Raw genomic sequence first — 10,541 nt, 5'->3', positions numbered from 1 at the left:
CTAGTGATAGCACGACTGTTAGCAAAGCGGCATGGAAAGGCCGGCCATAGTGGGTGATAGCCCCGTATGCGAAAACAGACGTGTGGTACTAAGCTAGAGAAAAGTAGGGCGGGGCACGAGAAACCCTGTCTGAACATGGGGGGACCATCCTCCAAGGCTAAATACTCATCATCGACCGATAGTGAACCAGTACCGTGAGGGAAAGGCGAAAAGAACCCCGGGAGGGGAGTGAAATAGATCCTGAAACCGCATGCTTACAAAAAGTCGGAGCCCTTAGGGGTGACGGCGTACCTTTTGTATAATGGGTCAGCGACTTACATTCAGTGGCGAGCTTAACCGAATAGGGGAGGCGTAGAGAAATCGAGTCCGAACAGGGCGTTCAGTCGCTGGGTGTAGACCCGAAACCAAGTGATCTATCCATGGCCAGGATGAAGGTGCCGTAACAGGTACTGGAGGTCCGAACCGACTAGTGTTGCAAAACTAGCGGATGAGCTGTGGATAGGGGTGAAAGGCTAAACAAACTTGGAAATAGCTGGTTCTCTCCGAAAACTATTTAGGTAGTGCCTCAAGTATTACCTGCGGGGGTAGAGCACTGTTTTGGCTAGGGGGTCATGGCGACTTACCAAACCAAGGCAAACTCCGAATACTGCAGAGTACAGCTTGGGAGACAGAGCACCGGGTGCTAACGTCCGGACTCAAGAGGGAAACAACCCAGACCGCCAGCTAAGGTCCCTAAAATTGGCTAAGTGGGAAACGAAGTGGGAAGGCTAAAACAGTCAGGATGTTGGCTTAGAAGCAGCCATCATTTAAAGAAAGCGTAATAGCTCACTGATCGAGTCGTCCTGCGCGGAAGATGTAACGGGGCTAAGCCAGTTACCGAAGCTGCGGATGTGCAATTTATTGCACGTGGTAGGAGAGCGTTCTGTAAGCCTGTGAAGGTGTCTGGTAACGGATGCTGGAGGTATCAGAAGTGCGAATGCTGACATGAGTAGCGTTAAAGCGGGTGAAAAGCCCGCTCGCCGTAAGCGCAAGGTTTCCTACGCAACGTTCATCGGCGTAGGGTGAGTCGGCCCCTAAGGCGAGGCAGAGATGCGTAGCTGATGGGAAACAGGTCAATATTCCTGTACCGATCAATAGTGCGATGTGGGGACGGAGAAGGTTAGCTCAGCCAACTGTTGGATATGTTGGTTCAAGCCTGTAGTCGTGCCTGGTAGGCAAATCCGCCGGGCTTAGATGAGGGGTGATAACGAGTCTGCTTGCAGACGAAGTGAGTGATACCCTGCTTCCAGGAAAAGCCACTAAGCTTCAGCTATTGACGACCGTACCGCAAACCGACACTGGTGCGCGAGATGAGTATTCTAAGGCGCTTGAGAGAACTCAGGAGAAGGAACTCGGCAAATTGATACCGTAACTTCGGGAGAAGGTATGCCGCAAGTAGGTGAACTTGTACAAAGGGAGCCCAAAGCGGTTGCAAAAAATCGGTGGCTGCGACTGTTTAATAAAAACACAGCACTCTGCAAACACGAAAGTGGACGTATAGGGTGTGACGCCTGCCCGGTGCTGGAAGATTAAATGATGGGGTGCAAGCTCTTGATTGAAGTCCCAGTAAACGGCGGCCGTAACTATAACGGTCCTAAGGTAGCGAAATTCCTTGTCGGGTAAGTTCCGACCTGCACGAATGGCGTAACGATGGCCACACTGTCTCCTCCTGAGACTCAGCGAAGTTGAAATGTTTGTGATGATGCAATCTCCCCGCGGAAAGACGGAAAGACCCCATGAACCTTTACTGTAGCTTTGTATTGGACTTTGAACGGATCTGTGTAGGATAGGTGGGAGGCTTTGAAGTGAGGTCGCTAGATCTCATGGAGCCAACGTTGAAATACCACCCTGGTGCGTTTGAGGTTCTAACCTAGGTCCATTAGCTGGATCGGGGACAGTGCATGGTAGGCAGTTTGACTGGGGCGGTCTCCTCCCAAAGCGTAACGGAGGAGTTCGAAGGTACGCTAGTTACGGTCGGACATCGTGACGATAGTGCAATGGCATAAGCGTGCTTAACTGCGAGACTGACAAGTCGAGCAGATGCGAAAGCAGGACATAGTGATCCGGTGGTTCTGTATGGAAGGGCCATCGCTCAACGGATAAAAGGTACTCTGGGGATAACAGGCTGATACCGCCCAAGAGTTCATATCGACGGCGGTGTTTGGCACCTCGATGTCGGCTCATCTCATCCTGGGGCTGTAGTCGGTCCCAAGGGTATGGCTGTTCGCCATTTAAAGAGGTACGTGAGCTGGGTTTAAAACGTCGTGAGACAGTTTGGTCCCTATCTTCCGTGGGCGCTGCAGATTTGAGGAAGCCTGCTCCTAGTACGAGAGGACCGGAGTGGACACACCTCTGGTGTATCGGTTGTCACGCCAGTGGCATTGCCGAGTAGCTAAGTGTGGAAGAGATAACCGCTGAAAGCATCTAAGCGGGAAACTCGTTTCAAGATGAGATCTGCCGGGGCCTTGAGCCCCCTGAAGGGTCGTTGTAGACCACGACGTTGATAGGCTGGGTGTGGAAGTGCAGCAATGCATTAAGCTAACCAGTACTAATTGCCCGTGCGGCTTGACCCTATAACTTTGACTGCCAATCGCAGTTCAAGACTGTTATGCCAAGTACGCAATCAAATCCACGCTGATTCACAGACTCTATGAATTCGCTGTGCAGTCCTCACTGCTCAGCAACCCTTTATGCCTGATGACCATAGCAAGTTGGTCCCACTCCTTCCCATCCCGAACAGGACAGTGAAACGACTTCGCGCCGATGATAGTGCGGGTTCCCGTGTGAAAGTAGGTCATCGTCAGGCTCTTACAGCCCAAACCGCCCTCCCACTAAAACAGTGGGAGGGCGTTTTGCTTTTGGGCTTGAGCGGTCAACATCGGCTGGCGCACAGCATTCAACAACTCCCAGTTGCCGTAGATCTACATCTGCTTGATGTGTTGACGGGGATGTTGAAGTCCCCTCGAATTTCTGAGCCAATCAGAAGTAGAGGTTGGGGAACAGTTTGACACGGTACTCAACCGGTGGGATGCGGCCGAGGGCTTCATGGGGGCGATGGTGGTTGTATCGGTGCAGCCAGTCGGCCGTCATGTCACGCACCTCCTGCAGGTTGTCAAAGACGTAGCAATCGAGCACCTCGGTACGGTAGGTCTTGTTGAATCGTTCGACATAGGCGTTCTGCGTGGGCTTGCCAGGCTGGATATGGTTAAGGGCAATGCCCTTGGACTTCGCCCATTCGGACAGGGTATGGGCGATGAACTCGGGGCCGTTGTCCAGGCGAATCGACAGTGGCGCACCACGCACCTCCACCAGTTCGTTTAGGGCCCGGATGACGCGAGTAGCCGGCAGGCTGGTGTCGACCTCTATGCGCAGGCCCTCGCGGTTGAACTCGTCGATGACGTTGAAGGTCCTGAAGCGCCGGCCAGACCACAAGGCATCGGCCATGAAGTCGCAGCTCCAGCCCTGGTTGGGCTGAGCTGCCGCGTGCAGGGGCTGCTTGATGCGCGCTGGCAGCCGTTTCTTGCCACGACGTGGCAGGTTCAGCCGCAGCTCGCAGTACACGCGCCAGAGCACCGTCTTACCCCATGGCTTGCCCTGGTGGCGGGCACTGTCGTACAGCAACCCGAAGCCGTGGCGCGGGTTGAGCGCCATGTAGGCCCGGATGAAGGTGATGACCCCGGAGTCGTCGCGTGCAATGGGTCGGTAGCGCAGCGTGGAGCGGGCAATGCCGCTGGCCTGGCAGGCGCGGCGCTGGCTCATGCCGTGCTCGACCATAAGACCTTGGACAACCATCTCGCGACGCTCCGGGGTCAGAGCTTTCGGTCAACAACGTCCTTGAGCGCGTGGTGCATCAGTGCCAGGTCGGCGTACATGCGTTTGAGCTTGGCGTTCTCGTCCTGCAACTGGCGCAGTTGGGCCAGGTGCGAGACTGTCATGCCTGAGAACTGGCTCTTCCACTTGTAGTAGGTCGGCTCGCTCACGCCATGCTTCCTGCATGTCTCGGCAACCTTGGCGCCCATCTCGACCTCCTTGAGAATGCCGACTATCTGGGCTTCGCTGAATCTGGATTTCTTCATGTAGAGACTCCGTCTGGGGGAATTCTCTACTTCCGGGTGGTTCAGGTTTTCGAGGGGACTTCAATGTATCTGCTGTAGCATTGACGTTCACGTCAACTAATACGCTACATTTGGAGCAGATCTCCCGGTCTGCAATGCATGGCTACCTACACCATCAGTGACCTTGCCAAAGAATTCGATCTCACCACTCGCGCCATGCGGTTCTACGAGGACATGGGCTTGCTGCGTCCGGAACGGGCAGGTCCAGGGGGGCGGAATCGGATTTACAGCGCACGCGATCGCACACGGCTCAAATTGACACTGCGGGCAAAGCGCCTGGGTCTATCGCTCACCGAAGCCAAAGAAATCATCGACCTCTACGACAGCCCTCGTGACACGGGGGTGCAACTGCGCAAGTTCCTAGAGGTTCTTGCGGTTCATCGCAGGCAGTTGGAGTCCCAGATGACGGATCTGCAAGCCAATCTGGACGAGGTGCGGGAGCATGAGCGCGAGGCTCAGGAACTGCTTCAAAAAATTGAGGCCCCAACGCCTAAAGTCGTGGATAATTGACGTTTACGTAAACGTAATATTTGCGCGTCCTGGCTTTGTCCGGCCTGTAGCGTCGTCGTCTTGGGCGTATCGCAGTGGGGACATATCGAGCCAACGACCCGTGAGAGATCATCTTCCGAGGAGACACCCATGAGCACCGCCACCCAGTTGCCAGGCCTGAACTTTCAGTTGGGCGAAGACATTGACGCCCTGCGCGACGCGGTGCGCGAATTCGCGCAAGCCGAGATTGCGCCTCGCGCTGCCGAGATCGACCGCAACGACCAGTTTCCCATGGACCTGTGGCGCAAGTTCGGTGATCTGGGCGTGTTGGGTATCACCGTGCCGGAGCAATACGGTGGTGCCGACATGGGCTACCTCGCGCACATGGTGGCCATGGAGGAGATTTCTCGCGCCAGCGCATCGGTGGGTTTGAGCTATGGCGCGCACAGCAACCTGTGCGTGAACCAGATCAACCGCAATGGCAACGAAGCACAGCGTAAGAAATACCTGCCCAAGCTGATCAGCGGGGAGCACGTTGGCGCCCTCGCCATGAGCGAGCCCGGTGCCGGCTCCGACGTGATCAGCATGAAGCTGCGTGCGGAGGACAAGGGCGGCTACTACCTCCTCAACGGTTCCAAGATGTGGATCACCAATGGTCCGGATGCCGACACGCTGGTGGTGTACGCCAAGACCGAGCCTGAACTGGGTGCGCGCGGCGTGACTGCCTTCCTTATCGAAAAAGGCATGCAAGGCTTCAGCATTGCGCAGAAGCTCGACAAACTCGGCATGCGCGGCAGTCATACGGGGGAACTGGTGTTCCAGAACGTCGAGGTACCGGCTGAGAACGTGCTGGGCGGCGTGAACAACGGTGCCAAGGTGCTGATGAGCGGCCTGGACTACGAGCGCGCCGTACTGACGGGTGGGCCGCTGGGCATCATGCAGAGCGTGATGGACAACGTGGTGCCCTACATCCACGACCGCAAGCAGTTCGGCCAGAGCATTGGCGAGTTCCAGCTCATCCAGGGCAAGGTGGCCGACATGTACACCGTGCTGCAGGCGGGCCGCTCGTTCGCCTACACGGTGGCCAAGAACCTGGACATGCTGGGTTCCGACCACGTGCGCCGGGTGCGCAAGGATTGCGCCAGCGTCATCCTCTGGTGCGCCGAGAAAGCCACTTGGATGGCCGGCGAAGGTGTGCAGATCTACGGTGGCAACGGCTATATCAACGAATATCCGCTCGGTCGCCTGTGGCGGGATGCGAAACTCTACGAAATCGGCGCCGGTACCAGCGAGATCCGCCGCATGCTGATCGGCCGGGAGCTGTTTGCCGAAACCTGCTGATGGCCTGCGCCGACGCCGCTCATTCATTCACAGCAAGAAGAAAAGGATTGCCTTTATGACCACCGCCTCCATCGACGAGCTGTTTGCCCACAACCGCGAGTGGGCGGAACGGATGGAGCGTGACCGGCCAGGTTTCTTCACCGGCTTGCTGGCGCAGCAGAAACCGCGCTACATGTGGATCGGTTGCTCCGACAGCCGCGTACCGGCCAACCAGATCACGGGGCTGGAGCCGGGCGAGGTGTTCGTCCACCGCAACATCGCCAACGTGGTCGTGCCCACTGACCTCAACTGCCTGTCGACCATCCAGTACGCGGTCGATCAGCTCAAGGTCGAGCACCTGATGGTCGTGGGCCACTACGGCTGCGGTGGCGTATTGGCGGCGCTGCAGGACGCACGCATTGGTTTGGCGGACAACTGGATCCGCCATGTGAAGGACGTGCGCGACAAGCACGCCGCCCTGCTTGAAGGCATGGACGTGCAGTGGCGCCACGACGCGCTGTGCGAACTCAACGCGATCGAGCAGGTGATGAACATCGCCCACTCCACGGTGATGCAGGATGCCTGGGCGCGTGGCCAGAAGGTGCAGTTGCACGGATGGTGCTACAGCCTGAACAACGGCTTGATCACCAATCTGCAGATGTCCGTACCTGACGTGGCGGGGCTCGGCGAGGCGCACCGCCAGGCGGTGGCCCTGGTGGCCAGCCGCGTGCGCCAATAGGGCGCACCGCACTGCGCGCGGTTCTGCAGGCACAGTCATGTTTCCCGAGCGACTTGATGCCCCGCAGGCCTACGACATCGCCAAGGCGATGATGGATGGCTTCAACCGCCACTACCGCCTGTTTCGCGCCGAGTCTGCGCGCGCCAAGCACCGCTTCGAGACCGCCGACTGGCATGGCCAGCAACGCGCCCAGCGCGAGCGCATCGAGTTCTACGATCTGCGCGTCAAGGAGTGCGTGCGCCGCCTCGACAAGGAGTTCCACGCGGGTGAACAGTCCATGGAGGTGTGGCACCAGATCAAGCTGCACTACATCGGGCTCATGGTGAACCACCTGCAGCCCGAGCTGGCCGAGACCTTCTTCAATTCGGTCACCACCAAGATCCTGCACCGCACGCACTTCCATAACGACTTCATCTTCGTGCGACCCGCGGTGAGCACGGAGTACATCGAAAGCGACGACCCCGGGGCGCGGCCCACCTATCGCGCCTACTACCCGTCGCGCGACAACCTGCACGAGACCGTCGTGCGCATCGTCGAGCACTGTGCGCTGCAGCGGGACTTCGAGGACCTGCCGCGCGATGCGGGCTACGTGGTGCAGGCCCTGCAGCAGCGCCTGGGCGCGGTCAAGCTGCGCACCAACTTTCAGGTCCAGGTGCTGTCCAGCCTGTTCTTTCGCAACAAGGGTGCGTACCTGGTCGGCAAGGTCATCAACGGCTATAACGAACTGCCGTTTGCGTTGCCCATCCTGCATGGTGAGGATGGTCGCCTGCTGATCGACGCCGTGCTGTTCGGCGAGAACGACCTGCAGATGCTGTTCTCCTTTGCGCGGGCCTACTTCATGGTGGACATGGAGATCCCCAGTGCCTACGTGCAGTTCTTGCGCAGCCTCATGCCGCGCAAGCCCCGTGCCGAGCTCTACACCGCACTGGGCTTGGCCAAGCAGGGCAAAACGTTGTTCTACCGCGATTTCCTGCACCACCTGCGTTATTCCACCGACAAATTCCGCATCGCTCCCGGCATCAAGGGCATGGTGATGCTGGTGTTCGACCTGCCGAGCTTTCCCTACGTCTTCAAGCTCATCAAGGACCAGTTCCCCGCACCGAAGGACACCACGCGTGAACAGGTGCAGGGCAAGTACCTGCTGGTCAAGCAGCACGACCGCGTGGGACGGATGGCCGACACGCTGGAGTACAGCCTGGTTGCCTTCCCGCGCGAGCGTTTCTCGGACGAACTCATCGAGGAGATCCGCAGGCATGCGCCGAGCCAGATGGAGATCAGCGACCGCGACGGCGATGGCCGCCAGGAGGTCATCATTGCGCACCTGTACATCGAGCGGCGCATGATCCCGCTGAACATCCACCTGCAGGAATGTTTCGATACCGGGCTGGACAAGCCCGAGGCACGCAGCGCGCTGGAGCATGCCGTCACCGAATACGGCAACGCCATCAAGGACATGGTCGCGGCCAACATCTTCCCCGGGGACATGCTCTGGAAGAACTTCGGCATCACCCGCAATGGCAAGGTCGTGTTCTACGACTACGACGAGATTGAATACCTCACCGACTGCAACTTCCGCCGCGTGCCGCCGCCGCGTTGTGAGGAGGACGAAGTGTCTGGCGAGGTCTGGTGGCCCGTGGGGCCGCACGATGTGTTCCCCGAGACCTTCGGCCCGTTCCTGCTGGGTAACGACGCCGTGCGCGAGGCGTTCATGCGCCACCACGCCGACCTGCTGGACGTGGAGTTCTGGCAGTCGCACAAGGAACGCATCCAGGCCGGCCACGTGTACGACGTGTTTCCCTATGACAGCGCGCGGCGCTTTCGCTGCGCAAGCCCTTCTTCATTTCAAACCCAAGGAGATTCCACATGAGCCAACACCACGACCCCGTCGTCATCGTCAGCGCCGCGCGCACGCCCATGGGCGCTTTCATGAGCGACTTTGCCGACCTCGCGGCGCATGACCTGGGCGGCGCTGCTATCAAGGCCGCCGTCGAGCGTGCCGGCATTGCCCCCGAGAAGGTGGACGAGGTACTGTTCGGCAACTGCCTGATGGCCGGCCAGGGCCAGGCGCCTGCGCGCCAGGCGGGCTTCAAGGGTGGGTTGCCGCAGAGCACCGGCGCGGTGACGTTGTCCAAGATGTGCGGCGCGGGCATGGAGGCCACCATCCTGGCCCACGACCAGCTGATCGCCGGCAGCCGCGACGTGATGGTCTCCGGCGGCATGGAGAGCATGACCAACGCCCCCTACCTGCTCAAGAAGGGGCGCGGCGGCTACCGCATGGGCCATGACAAGGTGTACGACCACATGATGCTCGACGGCCTGGAAGACGCCTACGAGGCTGGCCGCTCCATGGGCACCTTTGGTGAGGACTGCGCCGCCAAGTACAGCTTCACGCGCGAGCAGCAGGACGCCTTTGCCATCGAAAGCGTCAAGCGCGCGCAGCAGGCGACGCAAAGCGGCGCCTTCGCCACCGAGATCACACCCGTCACGGTCAAGACCCGCAAGGGCGATGTGACGGTGAGCATCGACGAAGGCCCGGCCAAGGCCAAGCTGGACAAGATCGCCGGCCTCAAGCCCGCGTTCAAGAAGGACGGCACCATCACCGCCGCCTCCAGCTCCAGCATCAACGACGGCGCCGCCGCCCTGGTGCTGATGCGCCAGTCCACCGCCCAGCAACTGGGCTGCAAGCCCCTGGCCAAGATCGTGGCGCACGCCACCCATTCCCAGGCTCCCGAGTGGTTCACCACCGCCCCCGTGGGTGCAACCCAGAAGGCCCTGAAGAAGGCCGGCTGGAAGGTCGAGGACGTGGACCTGTGGGAGGTGAACGAGGCCTTCGCCGTCGTGCCCATGGCGCTGATGGCCGAGCTGAACGTACCGCACGACAAGGTCAACGTGCATGGCGGCGCTTGCGCTCTGGGCCACCCCATCGGCGCCAGCGGCGCGCGCATCATCGTGACATTGATCCACGCGCTGCAGCGCCATGGCAAGAAGAAGGGCCTGGCCACGCTGTGCATCGGCGGCGGCGAAGGCACGGCCATGGCCATCGAACTGGTCTGACCCGCCAGCCATGGGCGCCCCTGCACACGCAGTGGCGCTCTTTTTTTTATAGCTGCTAGCGCTTGCTGAATAAGCGCTTGCGGCCTATTTGGCTTATCACTTATGTCCACAGTCCTGGTGATTGGAGCGTCGCGCGGCATCGGTCTGGAGCTGGTGCGCCAGTACGCGGCCGACGGCTGGCGCGTGCTGGCCACGGTGCGTGACGAAGCCGGCCGCGCGCGCGTGCAGGCGCTGGGCGCGCAGGCCCTCACCGTGGACGTGGCCCAGCCCGCCAGCGTAAGCGGACTGGCCTGGATGCTGGACGGCGAAAAGCCCGACCTGGCGTTGTATGTCGCAGGCGTGATGCGCCGCCCCGGTGCGCGCACCCCGCCCACGCGCGAGGACTTCGACGCCGTCATGCACACCAACGTGCTGGGCGCCATGCAGGTCATTCCGCAGGTGGCGCCGCTGGTGGAGGCCGCGGGCGGCGTGTTTGCCTTCGTGTCCTCGTCCATGTCGCTGATCGGCGGCGTGCCGGACAGCAACGCCTGGCTGTACCGCACCAGCAAGGCGGCGCTGAACATGGCCGTGGCAGCGGCGCAGCACGATTACCCGGCCGCGACGCTCGTCACCATCGACCCCGGCTGGGTGCAGACCGACATGGGCGGCGAGGCCGCTCCGCTCACCGTGGCCGACAGCGTGCGCGGCATGCGCGCGGTGCTGGCGCAGGTCACACCCGCGGACCGCGCACGCCTGCTGCACCACGACGGCCGGCGCGCCACGCACTGGTAAGCCCGCGTAACGCG

7 protein-coding genes and 2 rRNA genes (1 of these 9 only partly in view) are annotated in these 10,541 nt (G+C 60.1%); 8 read left to right on the top strand and 1 reads right to left on the bottom strand.

The genetic code is table 11. The features are described from left to right. A 23S ribosomal RNA gene (locus K2L43_RS16570) occupies window positions 1-2,612 on the top strand (it extends 264 nt beyond the left edge of the window). A gap of 120 nt (window positions 2,613-2,732) precedes the next feature. Continuing rightward, a 5S ribosomal RNA gene (gene rrf, locus K2L43_RS16565) occupies window positions 2,733-2,845 on the top strand. Window positions 2,846-3,018: 173 nt separating this feature from the next. On the opposite strand, the gene K2L43_RS16560 is transcribed toward rrf, so the two are convergent. Continuing rightward, window positions 3,019-4,115 (bottom strand): IS3 family transposase gene (locus K2L43_RS16560; protein ID WP_255580481.1). Its coding sequence is split into 2 segments (ribosomal slippage): window positions 3,019-3,863 and window positions 3,863-4,115, totalling 1,098 coding nucleotides; the frame shifts between segments, so codons are not numbered across the junction. A gap of 138 nt (window positions 4,116-4,253) precedes the next feature. Here K2L43_RS16560 and K2L43_RS16555 point away from each other — a divergent pair. From K2L43_RS16555 to K2L43_RS16530, 6 genes are all read left to right on the top strand, one after another. After that, complete coding sequence (locus tag K2L43_RS16555) at window positions 4,254-4,664, top strand: MerR family DNA-binding transcriptional regulator (RefSeq protein ID WP_011806870.1); 411 nt, start codon at window positions 4,254-4,256, stop codon at window positions 4,662-4,664. 129 nt (window positions 4,665-4,793) lie between these two features. Further along, window positions 4,794-5,984, top strand: coding sequence for an isovaleryl-CoA dehydrogenase (locus K2L43_RS16550; protein ID WP_220638033.1), 1,191 nt, complete (start codon window positions 4,794-4,796; stop codon window positions 5,982-5,984). A 55-nt stretch (window positions 5,985-6,039) separates the two neighbouring features. Next, complete coding sequence (can, locus tag K2L43_RS16545; RefSeq protein WP_015914330.1) at window positions 6,040-6,702, top strand: carbonate dehydratase; 663 nt, start codon at window positions 6,040-6,042, stop codon at window positions 6,700-6,702. A 37-nt stretch (window positions 6,703-6,739) separates the two neighbouring features. Continuing rightward, the gene (gene aceK / locus K2L43_RS16540; RefSeq protein WP_220638032.1) at window positions 6,740-8,569 is read left to right on the top strand and encodes a bifunctional isocitrate dehydrogenase kinase/phosphatase; all 1,830 of its coding nucleotides are present in this window, start codon (window positions 6,740-6,742) and stop codon (window positions 8,567-8,569) included. After that, window positions 8,566-9,756 (top strand): acetyl-CoA C-acyltransferase, encoded by a 1,191-nt coding sequence (locus K2L43_RS16535; RefSeq protein WP_220638031.1) that lies wholly within the window; start codon window positions 8,566-8,568, stop codon window positions 9,754-9,756. Before aceK ends, K2L43_RS16535 begins: the two co-directional genes overlap by 4 nt. 102 nt (window positions 9,757-9,858) lie before the next feature. Beyond that, window positions 9,859-10,527: an SDR family oxidoreductase gene (locus K2L43_RS16530; protein WP_015914327.1), complete on the top strand. Its 669-nt coding sequence runs from the start codon at window positions 9,859-9,861 to the stop codon at window positions 10,525-10,527. The last annotated feature ends 14 nt before the right edge of the window (window positions 10,528-10,541 follow it).

The sequence above is a fragment of the Diaphorobacter sp. MNS-0 genome (assembly GCF_019602835.1).
GTDB lineage: Bacteria > Pseudomonadota > Gammaproteobacteria > Burkholderiales > Burkholderiaceae_C > Diaphorobacter > Diaphorobacter nitroreducens.
This window is presented reverse-complemented; position numbering and strand designations above follow the sequence as displayed.

Excerpts from the sequence above, each read along its gene's own strand:
- K2L43_RS16535 (WP_220638031.1), top strand. The coding sequence starts at position 8,566 with ATGAGCCAACACCACGACCCCGTCGTCATCGTCAGCGCCGCGCGCACG.
- K2L43_RS16530 (WP_015914327.1), top strand. The coding sequence starts at position 9,859 with ATGTCCACAGTCCTGGTGATTGGAGCGTCGCGCGGCATCGGTCTGGAG.
- aceK (WP_220638032.1), top strand. The coding sequence starts at position 6,740 with ATGTTTCCCGAGCGACTTGATGCCCCGCAGGCCTACGACATCGCCAAG.
- K2L43_RS16555 (WP_011806870.1), top strand. The coding sequence starts at position 4,254 with ATGGCTACCTACACCATCAGTGACCTTGCCAAAGAATTCGATCTCACC.
- can (WP_015914330.1), top strand. The coding sequence starts at position 6,040 with ATGACCACCGCCTCCATCGACGAGCTGTTTGCCCACAACCGCGAGTGG.
- K2L43_RS16550 (WP_220638033.1), top strand. The coding sequence starts at position 4,794 with ATGAGCACCGCCACCCAGTTGCCAGGCCTGAACTTTCAGTTGGGCGAA.